Genomic DNA, 13,350 nt, shown 5'->3' with positions numbered 1-13,350 from the left:
AACCCGCCTCTTCAGGCGGGTTTTTTTATGCCTGCAACACTGCCCCCCCTGTGGGAGCGAGCCTGCTCGCGAAGGCGTCCATTCAGTCACCTGTTCATTGCCTGACACAGCGCTTTCGCGAGCACGCTCGCTCCCACAGGGGATTGGGGTTATCCCAGACAATGTGCGAACAGCTTTTGAATCGGCTGATTGCGTTGGCTGTAACGCTGCAACAAAACCATCTCGCGATAGAACGTCAGTTCACCCAGTTCGATTACCCTGACCTTGAGCGGATGCTCCAGCCACAGTCCAGCCTTCGGCAGTAACGAAACACCCAGCCCCGACTCGACCATTTTCACGATCGCTTCCAGTTCATCCAGCTCCAGCGCTACGTTGACCTCTATGCGCTGCTCGCGCAGAAACCGCGTCACCAATCGCCCACCGAAAGAATTGCGGTCGTAGCGCACATGCGGCCGTTCGGCGAGTAACCGCAGCGGATCGTTGCCATCGACCTGCGGCGGCACGATCAACACAAACGGCTCACGCCGGATCACCTGCGCCGACAGCTCTTTGGGCAGTTCGAACGGCGGCTTGATCATGATTGCCAGATCAACTTCGCCGGCATCCACCTGACTGAGCAGGTTCAACGACACGCCCGGCACCAGTTTTGGCTCAAGCCCCGGTGCCTGTTGACGCAAGCGCAACAACGCCTGAGGCAACAACCCGGTTTGCGCAGTGGCCACGGCACCGATTTTCAGCTCGCCACGAAACTCACTGACGTCCTCGCTGATCGCCATCCGGCTGAAGATCGCCAGCATCTCCTGCGCCATCGGCACTGCCCGCTGCCCGGCGGGATTGAGCATCGCCTGGCGGCCAGTGCGGTCGAACAGGCGAATCCCCAACGCCTGTTCAAGATTGCGGATTTGCGCGCTGACTGCCGATTGCGTCAGGCCAATGTGCAGCCCCGCCGCAGCAAAAGTGCCATGCCGCGCCACGGCAAGAAAGGTCTTCAGTTCACGCAGCATGTGCACCTCGACTGATCGAAATAATTTGAGCTCGGCGCAAAAACTATCGTCTTTCAATCACATTTCACAGCACTAAACTCAGTCAACCGAACCTGATCGAGAATTCACTATGCAGCTCAGCCCTTTTCATCTGGCCATTCCGGTGTATGACCTCGCGGCCGCACGACACTTTTATCGCGAGGTGTTTGGTCTGGAGGAAGGTCGCTCCAGTGTTCACTGGGTCGATTTCAATTTCTTTGGTCATCAACTGGTGATTCACCTGGCACCGAAAAACGCCTCGCAGGAAGCCGCGCACACCAACGCCGTCGATGGGCATGACGTACCGGTGCCGCATTTTGGCGTGGTGTTGGGGATGCAGGAATGGGAGGCGCTGGCCGAGCGTTTGCAGTCACTGGAGACGAAGTTTGTGATTGAGCCGGGGATTCGGTTTCAGGGTTTGGTCGGGGAACAGGCGACGATGTTTTTGTTTGACCCGTGCGGCAATGCGCTGGAGTTCAAGGCGTTTAAAGACATTGGGCAATTGTTTGCCAAATAGATTTGTATTGTTCGGGTTGACGCATTCGCTAGCAGGCTAGCTCCCACCGGGATCTGCGGTGAATCGGGATTTTGCGAACACCCGACACCATTGTAGGAGTGAGCCTGCTCGCGATGGCGGTGGGTCAGCCGATGACGATGTTGAATGTGCGGACGCCATCGCTGGCAAGCCCGCTCCCACAGGTGTCTCGGGTGTTCACAAAATCCCGGTTCACTGCAGATCCCTGTGGGAGCTGCGGTGCGACGATTCGACTTGCCAGCGATGAGTCTCGAATCAACAACGCTTCAAGGCCTGCTTGTGCACGTACATCGCACTATCGGCATCCGCCAGCAGCCGGTCCACGGTCTCATGGCGCTCAGCGTCGTATTCGATCTGCCCGACACTGAAGCGAATCGCATAACCCCGGTGCAACGTGGCATTACGCTCTTCGAGAATATCCTTGAGCCGCGCCATGATCGCTGTGGTTTCGATATGGCTGGAGCCGGTCAGCAGCGCGACGAACTCATCCCCGCCCAAACGCCCGACCACATCACTCTCGCGAAAGGCGATGCGCAGCACGTCGGCAAAGGTCTTCAGCGCACTGTCACCCTCGGCATGCCCATACAGATCGTTGATCTGTTTGAAGTCATTAAGGTCGAAAAACAGCAAGGTCGCCGGCCGTTTTATTCGCGCGCAGGCGTCCAGCGCATGCTGCGCCAGTTGCTTGAAACCACGGCGATTGGACAGCAAGGTCAATTCATCCATGCTCGCGATCTGCACAGCGGCCAACTCTTGCTCGGCCATCTCGGCCAGATCCCGCAATAACGCGCGCTCTTCCTGGTCGAGGTCGCGGGGTTTGGTGTCGATCAGGCACAACGTGCCCATTTTATTGCCGTTGGGCACGGTCAAAGGGTAACCGGCGTAGAAGCGAATGTTCGGCGCGCCCGTCACCAGCGGGTTGTCATGAAAGCGCACATCTTCGCGGGCGTCCGGTACCAACAACAGGCCGTCGTTAAGAATCGCATGGCCGCAGAATGAAACATCCCTCGGCGTCTCGCTGACATCAAGCCCCACACACGATTTGAACCACTGCCGGTTGGTGTCGACCAGCGTCACCAGTGCAATCGGCACATTGAACAGGCGTTTCGCCAACCGCGTCAGTCGATCGAAACGCTCTTCAGGGGCGGAATCGAGCAGTTCAAGACCGTGCAACGCTTGAACGCGCGCCGTTTCATTCGCAGGTTTTCCTGGAACCAGCATCAGCACACTCCATTGGCAACAATGCTTTTAAGCGTAGCGCTAATTCGCCGAGGGGTTCACTTCATCAGATCCCCGCCACCGGACAAGGCCCGCCCGCATCGGCCCAGAGCTTGAATTGCGTGACAAAAATATCGTGCGGCACTGGCACGGGTGCGCGCCCTGCTCCGGGATTCCAGCCCCAGAGCACCAGTTTGTCTTCGCTGACGTGCTTGATCAGCGCGGCAAAATCGCGATCGCCGTTGCTCGAACGATCCTTGATCATTGCGCAGAGTTTGTCCGGCGGCAGGCCGATCCAGGCCATTTTGTGCGCCGCTGGCGGCAGGCTCCAGTGCGGCGCCCCCGGCGGCGCATGTGGGCCGTAACTGGCCGGCGGATTATTTTCTGCGTGACAGGTTGCACAGGGCAAACCGGCCGCACCCTTGCCGTCCATGCCGCGCACCACGCTCATCGCATGGGGGATACCGGCGTCGAACTGCAACGGCGAATCACCGGGAATATGGCAGTTCTGGCAGCGCGGACTTTGAAAGACTTTCTGCACCGTGCCGAACGCTTTCAGCGCTTCCTGATCATCGGCGAACAGGTCCGAGGCATAACCGCCCAGCCCCAGCAAAATCACCGTGCCCAACACAAGATGTCGTTTCATCTCACACCCCCGACAGTTGCAGCGGCAACTCGCGCAGGCGTTGCCCGGTCAGGGCGAACACCGCGTTGGCCACGGCTGGCGCGGTCGGCGGCACACCGGCCTCGCCGATGCCACCGGGTTTGTCGCTGCTGGGCACGATGTGCACCTCGACCACCGGCATCTCGTTGAGCCGCAGCACCTGATAATCGTGATAGTTCGACTGCACGACCGCGCCGTCCTTGAGCGTCAGTTTGCTGTGCAACGCCATGCCCAGACCGAAAGTGATGCACGATTCCATCTGCGCGGCAATGCTCTGCGGATTCACCGCAATCCCGCAGTCCACCGCACAAACCACGCGGTGCACGCGAATCGCCAGATTGTCCTGCGACACCTCGGCGACCTGCGCCACGTAACTACCGAACGACTCGTGCACCGCCACGCCCAGCGCATGGCCATCCGGCAACGGCGCTTTCCAGTTAGCCTTTTCCACCGCCAGATTGAGCACACCTAAATGCCGAGGATGATCCTTGAGCAAGGTGCGTCGGTACTCGACCGGATCCTTGCCCGCCGCCGTGGCCATTTCATCGATCAGCGATTCCATGACAAAACCGGTATGGCTATGGCCCACCGAGCGCAGCCACAGCACATTGATGCCGGTCTTCGGCGAATGCAGATCGACTTGATGATTGGCCAGGCCTTTGACGTAAGGACTGTCGGAAACGCCTTCGACCGAGGTCGGGTCGATGCCGTTTTTGACCATCGTCGCCTCCATCAGCGTGCCGGTCATGATCGACTGCCCGACCAGCACGTGCTGCCAACTCGACGGCAAACCATCAGCGCCCAGACCGATCTTGGCTTGATGCAGGAACATCGAACGGTAGTAACCGCCGCGAATATCGTCCTCGCGCGACCACACGGTTTTCACCGGCATCGCGGCGGCTTTAGCCACTTGCACCGCTTCGGCGACAAAATCTGATGTCGGATTGGCCCGGCGCCCGAACCCGCCGCCCAGGAATTCGGTGTGAATCTCGACCTGCTCCGGTTTCAGCCCGGTAATCTTGCCGGCGACCATTTGATCCAGCGTCTGAAACTGCGTGCCGGTCCAGATTTCGCATTTCTCGGCGCTGATCTTCACCGTGCAGTTGAGCGGCTCCATCGGCGCATGAGCCAGATAGGGCACGCTGTATTCGACGTCGATTTTCTTCGCCGCTTTACCAAAACTGCCCTTGGCATCACCGGCCTGACTGGCTGACGTGCCTTGCGTGGCGGCCAGTTTGCGGAAACTCGCCAGCAATTTCTCGCTGCTCAGATCCGCATGCGGGCCCAGATCCCAATCGATCTTCAGCGCATCGCGCCCCAGTTTCGCCGCCCAGTAATGATCAGCGATCACCGCAACGCCCGTCGGCACTTGCAGCACTTTGTGCACGCCTGGCACCGCCAGCGCTTCAGCCCCTTCGAAGGATTTGACGCTGGCGCCGAATACCGGAGCGCGAGCGACCATCGCCGTCATCAAGCCCTCAAACTGCACGTCCATGCCGAACTTGGCGCGGCCGGTGATTTTCTCCGGCGTGTCGAGGCGTTTGGTCGGTTTGCCGATGACTTTCCAGTCCTTGGCTTCCTTGAAAGTTATCGACTTCGGATCCGGCACCGGTAATTGCCCGGCAGCGTCCGCCAGCTCGCCGTAAGTTGCGCGTTTGTCGCCCGCGATCACCACACCCGATTCAGTGCGAATCGCCGACGGTGCAACCTCGAAGCGCTTTGCCGCCGCCTCCACCAGCATCTGTCGCGCCGTCGCGCCTGCCAGTCGATAACGGTCGAACTCCATCCACGTCGACGTCGAACCGCCGGTAATCTGCATGCCGCCAAACCCCGGCATGCCGTAATCCGCCGCTGACGCCGGCGAGTGCTCGACGCGGATCTTCGACCAATCGGCGTCCAGCTCCTCGGCAATCAACATGGTCAGGCCGGTCCAGATGCCCTGGCCCATCTCCGAATGCCCGAGCAGCACGGTGACGCTGTTGTCTGCGGCAATGCGCAAGAACGCATTCGGCGCGAAAACCTTGCCTTCATTCTCCGCCGCATAGGCAAACTTGTGGCCGCCGGGGACGACAAACGCCACCACCAGCCCGCCGCCCAACACGGCACTGCCCTTGAGAAAACCCCGACGCGATACAGGACTGTTCATCGTCTATCTCCCACAGATTGAATCAGCCGATTTCCGATGCACGCTTAACCGCTGCGCGAATGCGGGGATAGGTGCCGCAACGGCAGATATTGCCGGAGAGCGCCTGATCGATATCGCTGTCGGTGGGTTTGGGGATTTTCGCCAATAAGGCTGCGGCAGACATGATCTGCCCCGACTGGCAGTAACCACATTGCACCACGTCGAGTTCGGCCCAGGCTTGCTGCACCGGGTGCGAGCCGTCGGAGGACAGGCCTTCGATGGTGAGGATTTTCTGGCCGTGGGCCACGGCGGTTGCGGGCGTAATACAGGCGCGGAGCGGCGCGCCGTCAACGTGCACGGTGCAGGCCCCGCACTGGGCCATGCCGCAGCCGAATTTGGTACCGGTCAGGTGCGCGACATCGCGCAGGACCCAGAGCAACGGCATGTCCGCGGGGACATCGAGCTCCTGATCCTTGCCATTGATATTCAAGGTCAGCATCGGGGAAATTCCTCAGACTCACGGGTGTTCTGAAGGGGCGTCGCTGTGGCCATCAATGCCTACGCACGCCTCGGCTTATCCCTTTCAGCAAAGCCTAATTTGCGCACGAAGCCAGACGTTGCGACCACCGGTCATGCAGATGTCGACTTTAATCCTACAGTTGATAACGGCTCTCACCGAGCCTGCACAGTAGAAACCTCGTCATGAGCGAAACCGGTCCGCGATTACCGCGCGGGTTATCCATCAGATTGGTCTGGAGTAGCGAACATGGGATTTGTCACCAGCAAAGACGGCGTCGAGATTTTCTACAAGGACTGGGGCCCGAAAGACGCGCCAGTGATCCACTTCCACCACGGCTGGCCGCTCAGCTCAGACGATTGGGATGCGCAGATGCTGTTCTTCCTCGGCAAAGGCTTCCGGGTGGTTGCCCATGATCGCCGTGGGCACGGGCGTTCGAGCCAGGTCTGGGATGGGCACGATATGGATCATTACGCCGACGATACGCTGGCGGTGGTCAATCATTTGGGGCTGAAAAACGTTGTGCATGTCGGTCACTCGACCGGTGGCGGTGAGGTGATTCATTACATTGCCCGGCATGGTCAGGCCAACGTCGCCAAAGGTGTGCTGATCAGTGCGGTACCACCGTTGATGGTGCAGACCGAGAGCAATCCGGGTGGGCTGCCGAAATCGGTGTTCGATGATTTTCAGGCACAACTGGCGGCGAATCGCGCGCAGTTTTATCGGGATATTCCGACCGGGCCGTTTTATGGCTACAACCGGCCCGGGGCCACGCCATCGGAAGGGATTATTGCCAACTGGTGGCGGCAAGGGATGATTGGTGGGGCGAAGGCGCATTACGATGGGATCGTGGCGTTTTCGCAGACGGATTTCACCGAGGACTTGAAGAAGGTCACGGTGCCGGTGCTGGTGATGCATGGCGAGGATGATCAGATTGTGCCGTATGCGAACTCGGGGCCGTTGTCGGCGAAGTTGCTGCCCAATGGCACGTTAAAATCGTATCCGGGGTTCCCGCACGGGATGCCGACGACGGAGGCCGAGACGATCAACGCCGATCTTTTAGCCTTTATTCGCGGTTGAACAATGTAGGAGCTGCGGAACGCTGCGATCTTTTGATTTTGCGCCTTGAAAATCAACGTCAAAAGATCGCAGCGTTCCGCAGCTCCTACACAGGCAGATTGTGGGCTGCAATTAATCTTCGGTTCGGCCAGTGTTTTCGCGATCACGGTCATAGTGGTGAGCCAGTGGAAGCGCCGGCAACCATGATTCACGCCGAATGGTCCAGAGTTCGTAAGTAGGTTTGAACTGATTAGGCTCATCGAGCGATCCGACGTTGACCTCTACTTCATCTTCGGAACGCGCGAACACCGGAGAGCCGCAGCGCGGGCAGAAAAAGCGCCCGTTGAAGTCGCGGGTTTCGCCGGTGACCTTTAACGCATCCTCGGGAAATATGACAGAGGTGCCGAACAGCGCGCCGTGGCGTTTGCGGCAGTCGAGGCAGTGGCAGATGCCGACTCGGTAGGGCTGACCCGTCATTTCGAAACGGACATCGCCGCATAGGCAACCGCCAGTCAATCGATTCATGTCGCACCTCCTCTGCTCGACCTCAAATTACAGATCGTCCAAATCGGGAAAGGCAATCCTGCCCAGCGTCCAAGGCTCAACAATCTGGCAATGCACATTGCGCAGAAATGAGCCCCACTCGCTTCGGTTATGGGCATCCGGGCCGGTGACCGTCAGTAACAGATATTCATCCCGAAACGCGTCATAGGCATAGATCAGCCAAAAGTCATTATCAGCATCGTCAACCAATACAGTGCGGTAATACTGACGATTTATTTTTGCCCATCGAGCTTGCAGTGACGAAGTACTGGCAAGGTGGATATGGTGCATATCGGTCAAATCGAGTCGTTCGTCACGCCCGAAAATCCCGGGTAATTCACCGCACACCTTGTAGTTATAAAAATGTGCAGCGAAGTTTTGCCAGTCAGTGATTTGTTCAAAAAGCGCAGAAATCTTGATGGCTGGCATTCAGGCCTACTTTGTAATAGGTAGCCTGCCAGTGATCACAAATTTATCGAACACTTTCTGCCCATCACGCGCGGCTTGCCGAACATCAAGGAATGTCAGCTCATCACGAACTTCCTTTTTGTTAGGTTTGTCGGTCTTTCTGGTGGTGGCCATCGGAGCCTCCGAAGGATGTGTATTCATGCTGACCAGCTTAAGTGATTAAGTTTTGACCGGCAAACGATAGGATTTTGTTTCAAGGCAGACAAGTCGGCGGATTCTTGCAGATCTGTAGGTCATTACACCCAAAATTGTAGTCCGTGAAACTCCTGAATTTAGACCTCATTGCTCGGCAATGCCCATTGGTAAACGTCATCCGGTTATCGCGTTTAAAGCACACAACCCGTTACGCCATCCCCCCTACAACACCTTGCGTCGTTACCTACGCGTACGCCAGAATCCGCCGGCTTACACGGCTATGGGCCGGGCTATATCGTTGGCCTGTCACTGCAAAACAGTGATCGGGTTTGGTAGCCCGTCTGTAATAGCCGTGTGACAACACCCTGTGCTGTCTCTTTGTGGAGGCTCAGTTCAATGGTAGTCATGCGTGGGGCTCACTCGTGAGCGCCGGGTTCCTATTGCAGCCGGTCTACCAACCCGCGTATGGCCACCACCCACTCGTTTGGTAGCGAGAGTGATGGCTCCTTAAACTGCGATAGGAGTTTCATCCATGTTCAAAATCACGCCAAATCCACCGCCCACCGATCCAATCCCTCACGACCCCGCGCTTAACCCGCAAAAGGTCAAAGAAGCCACCGACCGCGCCCTCGACTACTACCTGCGACCCGAAGCACTGGGTGCTCCACCAAGCTCGCCCCCGTTTCGCCCGGTCTATCTGGTCGACCCCTCGCTGGATGAAGAAACCCTGCTGGTCGAAGCCTGTGAGTCGCTTTCATACGCCCACTCCATGGCCGGTAACATCGCCAACTCAATAGGCGGCCCGGAGCGCAAACCGCTGCTGGCGCTGCAACAGGTGATCATGCTGAACGAGCTGTTGGTCAATCGACTGCTGGACAAGCTGCGCGTACCGCAATAATCACCAGACCGAATAAGTGAGGGGTTACCCCCTCACTTTCGCGTTTGCCCCCCCTCTGTCGATTAATGAACAGAACTCATCAAGCCATCCCGATTTACCCGTCTAGTCCTCACCAGTCACCTCGCTTACTGTTCTCCCCACGCCCAACGGGAGATCGACATGCACAAACGCACACTCGGCATCCGTTCACTCGAAGCATCCGCCCTCGGCTTTGGCTGCATGGGCCTGAGCCATGGTTATAGCCCGACCACGGATACCCAGAGAATCGCAGAACCACAGTGGACGCAGCCTTCCACGATGGCCACTGATACACGCAGCAGCGCTGCCCTCCCCGCACTCATGGCGCTCTGCCTGAGCGTTGGAGCGATGTTCAGCCTTACCACCCAAGCAGCCGAGGCACCGAAATCCATGACCACCCCGCAAACCACCGCACAAGCCCTTTCGAGCAAACAACAGACGATTCCACTGATTGCTGCGTTCATGGCGACCAGCGACATGCCCAACCTCAACGCGGCCCTCAATCAAGGACTCGACGCCGGCCTGACGATCAGCGAAACCCGGGAAATTCTCGTGCAGCTCTACGCCTACGTCGGCTTCCCGCGCAGCCTCAATGCCTTGAATGAACTCATGACCGTGGTGCAGGCGCGCAAACAACGCGGCATTGAAGATGCGCCGGGGCGTGAGCCGGGCCGGTCGATTCCAGTCGGAGATGAACTGCTGGCCGCCGGCACCGCGAATCAAACGAAAATTTCGGGCGCCCCGGTCAAAGGCCCGGTGTTCGAATTCGCCCCGGTGATCAACCGGTACCTGCAAACCCACCTGTTCGGCGACATCTTCGAGCGCGACAACCTCGACTGGCAAAGCCGCGAACTGGCCACCGTCGGAGCGCTGGCAGCGACCCCGGGCGCGGAACCGCAACTGCGCGCGCATATGGCGGCAAGCTTGCGCGTCGGGCTCAGCGCGGAACAGTTGGGCGAGGTCACTGAGCAGTTGAAAAAACACGGGGATGCGCAGACTGCCGAACGTGCGAATGCCGCGCTCAAGGAGGTTTTGGCGGCTTCGAAAAAATGACCTGAAAATGGACCTGATATCGATGTCTTAAAAAAAATCGGCGTTCGGAGTTGTGGTGGATACGCACATCTACAAGCCCTTGCCTGCGTCCAGCGTCCATACTGTGGTTTTTCAAAAGTCGGGACACCGCCATGCCCTCCCCCGAATCCAGCCTTTTGCAGAGCTGGCACGACAACGCTGATGCCTGGATCGAAGTGATCCGTAGCGGCGCCATTGAAAGCCGCCAGCAGGTCACCGATCAGGCAATTCTGTTGGCGATCATGGGCCGGCAGCCGCAGCGCGTGCTTGATCTGGGGTGTGGCGAAGGCTGGTTGTTGCGGGCGCTGGCGGATCGCGGGATTGATGCGGTCGGTGTGGATGGCGATGCGCGGCTGGTTGAAGCGGCGCGCCTGGCGGGGGCGGCGCGGGTGCATGTTGCGAGCTATGAAGCGCTGGTCGATGGCAAGGTCGACATCGGGCGCGACTACAACCTGGTGTGCGCGAATTTCTCGCTACTGCATCAAGACATAATTCCGCTGCTTGCCGCGATGAATGCCTTGCTTGTTCCCGGAGGTGTTGTGGTCATTCAGACACTGCATCCATGGGCCGTCGCGGCAGGCGATTACCAGGATGGCTGGCGCGAAGAAACCTTCGCCGGGTTCAAAGGCCAGTGGCAGCCGATGCCATGGTATTTCCGCACACTGTCGAGTTGGCTGAATGCGCTCGATATGGCCGGGTTCCAACTGGCCAGCCTTCAAGAGCCACAACACCCGCAAAGTCCAGTGCCGCAGTCGTTGCTGATGGTTGCCGAGCGCCGCTGAGTTTCAAAAACACTACCAATCATTGTGGGAGCTGGCTTGCCAGCGATGGCGTCGGGTCAGTCAACATTGATGTTGAAGGTGCTGGCCTCATCGCTGGCAAGCCAGCTCCCACAGTGGTTTTGGGTGTGCCAGGAATTTGTGACCACCATACAAACCTGTGGGAGTGAGCCTGCTCGCGATGACGGTATTTCAGGCGACATCAATGTTGAATATCAGACCGCAATCGCTTGCAGGCAAGCTTCCACAGTGGTTTCGGGACCACGGATGCGGTATTGCGCGAGCAGGCGCATGACGTAGCCGATCTTGATCAGGGTCGGGCCGAGGATGGTCAGCGAATGCATCGCCACCAGCAACGCAATCGGCATGTGGCCGTTGTAGAGGTAGGCGCCGTAGATGCCGGCCAGCAGCATGATCAGGCCGGCGACGAGGATTTTGCTCGACAGGTGCAGAACGTTCAGCGGGCTTTCGAAGAAAGTGAGCATGGTGGCGTACTCCTGATCGGTTCGTTGTGTACTTTGAGTACTTCAAGTCCCGTGCCAGATCTTCAAGCCAGTAGAATCAGTCACTTGAAGGGAATCGAGTCAATTTGACACAAACGCAATAAAGTCATTTTGACTCTGAACCTTGTCATTAGGACTACACCCCATAAAAAACCAAAAACCCTCCACCTAAAAGCAAACCAATATCATTTGCGCACTCCCCATCCTTTTGCTTTAATCGCGACCCATTCTTATTTAGACCGTTAACGGTCGCCCTGGACGCTTGCGCTGATGACCGTCGCCGATGCCTCGCTCGTGCACAATCTCTACCTCAGCCACCATCGCTGGCTGCACGAGCTATTGCGTCGACGCCTGAGCAATGCGATGGATGCCGCCGACCTCGCCCACGACACCTTCATCCGCGTGCTCAAGCGCCCGCAAACCTTCAATGGCGAAGTTCACGAGCGCTCCCATCTGGCGACCATCGCCCGGGGGTTGTGCGTCGATCACTGGCGCCGTCGGCAACTCGAGCAGACCTGGCTCGACACCCTCGCCAGCCGCCCGCCAGCCTTGCAGCCCTCCCCCGAGCAGCAGGCGATCATCGTCGAAACCCTGCACGAAGTGGACGCCATGCTCCAGCGCTTGCCGCAACGGGTCAGCGAAGCATTCATCCTCGCGCAATTACACGGCATGCCTTACAAGCTGATCGCCGAGCAGATCGGCGTCAGCGAGCGGATGATCAAGAAATATCTGGCGCAGGCGATGATGCATTGCGCGATTCTCGAAGCTGAACTCGACGGCCTGTTGGTTGAGTAACCTCATGAGCAAACTCAGCCATGCCAGCCTTGAACAGGCCGCCAACTGGTACGTGCAGTTGCATGACGAACAGGTCGCCGAGCCTGAGCGTCTGCGTTGGCAGGCGTGGCTGGCGCAAAGCCCCGAGCATCAGGCGGCGTGGCGCTACATAGAACGAGTTGGGCAACGTTTCGCGCCATTGCAGAACGAAAACGAAGCCGTCAGCCACGCCCTGCGCAACAGTGCGCGCAGTTCGATCAGCCGCCGTCAATCGCTCAAAGGCCTGCTGATTCTCGCGGCCACCGGGCTCGCGGGTTGGGCGGTCGGGCGCAACACGCCGCTGCTGGACTCGGTCGAACGCTTGAGCGCCGATCTCTCCACCGGCACCGGGGAAACCCGCGAAGCCACGCTAAGCGACGGCAGTCGAATCTGGCTCAACGCCTTGAGCGCGTTGAACGTGCGCTTCGATGCCCGCCAGCGCTTGCTGCAATTGCGCTCTGGTGAAGTGCTGATCGACACCGCGAAAGACCTCGGCCGAACCTTTTGGGTCGAGACCGAACAGGGCCGGATGCGTGCACTGGGTACGCGTTTCAGCGTGCGTCAGACTGATCGCAACACCGTGCTGAATGTCTACGAGGGCGCCGTTGAGGCCACTAACCACCAAGGCGAAAGCCAAGTCGTGCAGGCCGGTCAGCAACTGGTATTCAGCGCCGGCCGGTTGTACACCGCGTCCTCAGCGGATCCAGCGCGCGAAGCCTGGCGCCGGGGCGTGCTGCTGGCTGATAACCTGCCGCTCGGCGAGCTGATCGAAGAACTTAGCCAGTATCGGCCGGGGCATCTGCATTGCGATCCGGCCGTGGCCGCGCTGCCGGTGATGGGTTCATTTCCACTCAAGGACACCGATCAAGCCTTGCGCCTACTGGAGGCGGCGTTGCCGATCCGCATCGATAAAACCTTCAACTGGTGGGTCAGCGTCGGGCCGAGAGTCTGAAGATTTTTTCTTCTCTCGGTTCCCTTTTCG

16 protein-coding genes are annotated in these 13,350 nt (G+C 58.6%); 7 read left to right on the top strand and 9 right to left on the bottom strand.

Translation table 11 applies throughout. From position 1 onward, the window contains the following. Positions 1 to 149: 149 nt before the first annotated feature. Positions 150 to 1,004, bottom strand: a complete 855-nt coding sequence (locus M5G26_RS12625) for a LysR family transcriptional regulator (RefSeq protein WP_134178512.1) — start codon at positions 1,002 to 1,004, stop codon at positions 150 to 152. 109 nt (positions 1,005 to 1,113) lie between these two features. Between M5G26_RS12625 and M5G26_RS12620 the strand changes: the two genes are divergently transcribed. Further along, on the top strand, positions 1,114 to 1,539 hold the full coding sequence (locus M5G26_RS12620; RefSeq protein WP_273915541.1) for a VOC family protein: 426 nt from the start codon (positions 1,114 to 1,116) through the stop codon (positions 1,537 to 1,539). 273 nt (positions 1,540 to 1,812) lie between these two features. Here M5G26_RS12620 and M5G26_RS12615 read toward each other — a convergent pair whose 3' ends face one another. The 4 genes from M5G26_RS12615 to M5G26_RS12600 all read right to left on the bottom strand — a co-directional run bounded on the left by M5G26_RS12615 (position 1,813) and on the right by M5G26_RS12600 (position 6,063). Then, on the bottom strand, positions 1,813 to 2,778 hold the full coding sequence (locus M5G26_RS12615; RefSeq protein WP_102899191.1) for a GGDEF domain-containing protein: 966 nt from the start codon (positions 2,776 to 2,778) through the stop codon (positions 1,813 to 1,815). A gap of 64 nt (positions 2,779 to 2,842) precedes the next feature. Next, on the bottom strand, positions 2,843 to 3,421 hold the full coding sequence (locus tag M5G26_RS12610) for a hypothetical protein (RefSeq protein ID WP_150694909.1): 579 nt from the start codon (positions 3,419 to 3,421) through the stop codon (positions 2,843 to 2,845). A 1-nt stretch (position 3,422) separates the two neighbouring features. Next, on the bottom strand, positions 3,423 to 5,585 hold the full coding sequence (locus tag M5G26_RS12605) for a xanthine dehydrogenase family protein molybdopterin-binding subunit (protein WP_273915540.1): 2,163 nt from the start codon (positions 5,583 to 5,585) through the stop codon (positions 3,423 to 3,425). A gap of 22 nt (positions 5,586 to 5,607) precedes the next feature. Further along, on the bottom strand, positions 5,608 to 6,063 hold the full coding sequence (locus M5G26_RS12600) for a (2Fe-2S)-binding protein (protein WP_273915538.1): 456 nt from the start codon (positions 6,061 to 6,063) through the stop codon (positions 5,608 to 5,610). Positions 6,064 to 6,330: 267 nt separating this feature from the next. Here M5G26_RS12600 and M5G26_RS12595 point away from each other — a divergent pair, with 267 nt between their 5' ends. Continuing rightward, a complete protein-coding gene (locus M5G26_RS12595; protein ID WP_150694907.1) occupies positions 6,331 to 7,161 on the top strand; it encodes an alpha/beta fold hydrolase in 831 nt (276 codons plus the stop codon). Positions 7,162 to 7,272: 111 nt separating this feature from the next. Here M5G26_RS12595 and M5G26_RS12590 read toward each other — a convergent pair whose 3' ends face one another. The 3 genes from M5G26_RS12590 to M5G26_RS12580 are packed head-to-tail and all read right to left on the bottom strand — an operon-like array spanning position 7,273 to position 8,265. Then, entirely contained in the window at positions 7,273 to 7,665 is a 393-nt protein-coding gene (locus M5G26_RS12590; protein WP_273915537.1) for a GFA family protein, read from the bottom strand. 27 nt (positions 7,666 to 7,692) lie between these two features. After that, a complete protein-coding gene (locus M5G26_RS12585) occupies positions 7,693 to 8,112 on the bottom strand; it encodes a type II toxin-antitoxin system YafO family toxin (RefSeq protein WP_150774711.1) in 420 nt (139 codons plus the stop codon). Between the two features lie 6 nt (positions 8,113 to 8,118). Continuing rightward, entirely contained in the window at positions 8,119 to 8,265 is a 147-nt protein-coding gene (locus tag M5G26_RS12580) for a hypothetical protein (protein WP_163004822.1), read from the bottom strand. 553 nt (positions 8,266 to 8,818) lie between these two features. Here M5G26_RS12580 and M5G26_RS12575 point away from each other — a divergent pair. The 3 genes from M5G26_RS12575 to M5G26_RS12565 all read left to right on the top strand — a co-directional run bounded on the left by M5G26_RS12575 (position 8,819) and on the right by M5G26_RS12565 (position 11,055). Next, on the top strand, positions 8,819 to 9,184 hold the full coding sequence (locus tag M5G26_RS12575) for a DUF6124 family protein (protein ID WP_273915536.1): 366 nt from the start codon (positions 8,819 to 8,821) through the stop codon (positions 9,182 to 9,184). Between the two features lie 159 nt (positions 9,185 to 9,343). Beyond that, a complete protein-coding gene (locus M5G26_RS12570; RefSeq protein WP_273915535.1) occupies positions 9,344 to 10,255 on the top strand; it encodes a carboxymuconolactone decarboxylase family protein in 912 nt (303 codons plus the stop codon). A 131-nt stretch (positions 10,256 to 10,386) separates the two neighbouring features. Further along, positions 10,387 to 11,055 carry a class I SAM-dependent methyltransferase gene (locus tag M5G26_RS12565; RefSeq protein WP_273915534.1) on the top strand — a complete coding sequence of 223 codons (669 nt, stop codon included), beginning with the start codon at positions 10,387 to 10,389 and terminating at the stop codon, positions 11,053 to 11,055. 212 nt (positions 11,056 to 11,267) lie between these two features. Here M5G26_RS12565 and M5G26_RS12560 read toward each other — a convergent pair whose 3' ends face one another. Next, a complete protein-coding gene (locus M5G26_RS12560) occupies positions 11,268 to 11,537 on the bottom strand; it encodes a transmembrane sensor/regulator PpyR (protein ID WP_273915533.1) in 270 nt (89 codons plus the stop codon). Positions 11,538 to 11,825: 288 nt separating this feature from the next. Here M5G26_RS12560 and M5G26_RS12555 point away from each other — a divergent pair, with 288 nt between their 5' ends. Together M5G26_RS12555 and M5G26_RS12550 are read left to right on the top strand one after the other, a co-directional pair. Next, positions 11,826 to 12,350, top strand: a complete 525-nt coding sequence (locus M5G26_RS12555) for a sigma-70 family RNA polymerase sigma factor (RefSeq protein WP_273915532.1) — start codon at positions 11,826 to 11,828, stop codon at positions 12,348 to 12,350. A gap of 4 nt (positions 12,351 to 12,354) precedes the next feature. Continuing rightward, a complete protein-coding gene (locus M5G26_RS12550) occupies positions 12,355 to 13,320 on the top strand; it encodes a FecR domain-containing protein (RefSeq protein ID WP_273915530.1) in 966 nt (321 codons plus the stop codon). The last annotated feature ends 30 nt before the right edge of the window (positions 13,321 to 13,350 follow it).

Source organism: Pseudomonas sp. TNT2022 ID642, from assembly GCF_028656995.1.
Taxonomy (GTDB): domain Bacteria; phylum Pseudomonadota; class Gammaproteobacteria; order Pseudomonadales; family Pseudomonadaceae; genus Aquipseudomonas.
Note: the sequence above shows the minus strand (reverse complement) of the source record. Positions and strands in the feature narration are given on the sequence as shown.

Excerpts from the sequence above, each read along its gene's own strand:
- M5G26_RS12625 (WP_134178512.1), bottom strand. The coding sequence starts at position 1,004 with ATGCTGCGTGAACTGAAGACCTTTCTTGCCGTGGCGCGGCATGGCACT.
- M5G26_RS12620 (WP_273915541.1), top strand. The coding sequence starts at position 1,114 with ATGCAGCTCAGCCCTTTTCATCTGGCCATTCCGGTGTATGACCTCGCG.
- M5G26_RS12615 (WP_102899191.1), bottom strand. The coding sequence starts at position 2,778 with ATGCTGGTTCCAGGAAAACCTGCGAATGAAACGGCGCGCGTTCAAGCG.
- M5G26_RS12610 (WP_150694909.1), bottom strand. The coding sequence starts at position 3,421 with ATGAAACGACATCTTGTGTTGGGCACGGTGATTTTGCTGGGGCTGGGC.
- M5G26_RS12605 (WP_273915540.1), bottom strand. The coding sequence starts at position 5,585 with ATGAACAGTCCTGTATCGCGTCGGGGTTTTCTCAAGGGCAGTGCCGTG.
- M5G26_RS12600 (WP_273915538.1), bottom strand. The coding sequence starts at position 6,063 with ATGCTGACCTTGAATATCAATGGCAAGGATCAGGAGCTCGATGTCCCC.
- M5G26_RS12595 (WP_150694907.1), top strand. The coding sequence starts at position 6,331 with ATGGGATTTGTCACCAGCAAAGACGGCGTCGAGATTTTCTACAAGGAC.
- M5G26_RS12590 (WP_273915537.1), bottom strand. The coding sequence starts at position 7,665 with ATGAATCGATTGACTGGCGGTTGCCTATGCGGCGATGTCCGTTTCGAA.
- M5G26_RS12585 (WP_150774711.1), bottom strand. The coding sequence starts at position 8,112 with ATGCCAGCCATCAAGATTTCTGCGCTTTTTGAACAAATCACTGACTGG.
- M5G26_RS12580 (WP_163004822.1), bottom strand. The coding sequence starts at position 8,265 with ATGGCCACCACCAGAAAGACCGACAAACCTAACAAAAAGGAAGTTCGT.
- M5G26_RS12575 (WP_273915536.1), top strand. The coding sequence starts at position 8,819 with ATGTTCAAAATCACGCCAAATCCACCGCCCACCGATCCAATCCCTCAC.
- M5G26_RS12570 (WP_273915535.1), top strand. The coding sequence starts at position 9,344 with ATGCACAAACGCACACTCGGCATCCGTTCACTCGAAGCATCCGCCCTC.
- M5G26_RS12565 (WP_273915534.1), top strand. The coding sequence starts at position 10,387 with ATGCCCTCCCCCGAATCCAGCCTTTTGCAGAGCTGGCACGACAACGCT.
- M5G26_RS12560 (WP_273915533.1), bottom strand. The coding sequence starts at position 11,537 with ATGCTCACTTTCTTCGAAAGCCCGCTGAACGTTCTGCACCTGTCGAGC.
- M5G26_RS12555 (WP_273915532.1), top strand. The coding sequence starts at position 11,826 with ATGACCGTCGCCGATGCCTCGCTCGTGCACAATCTCTACCTCAGCCAC.
- M5G26_RS12550 (WP_273915530.1), top strand. The coding sequence starts at position 12,355 with ATGAGCAAACTCAGCCATGCCAGCCTTGAACAGGCCGCCAACTGGTAC.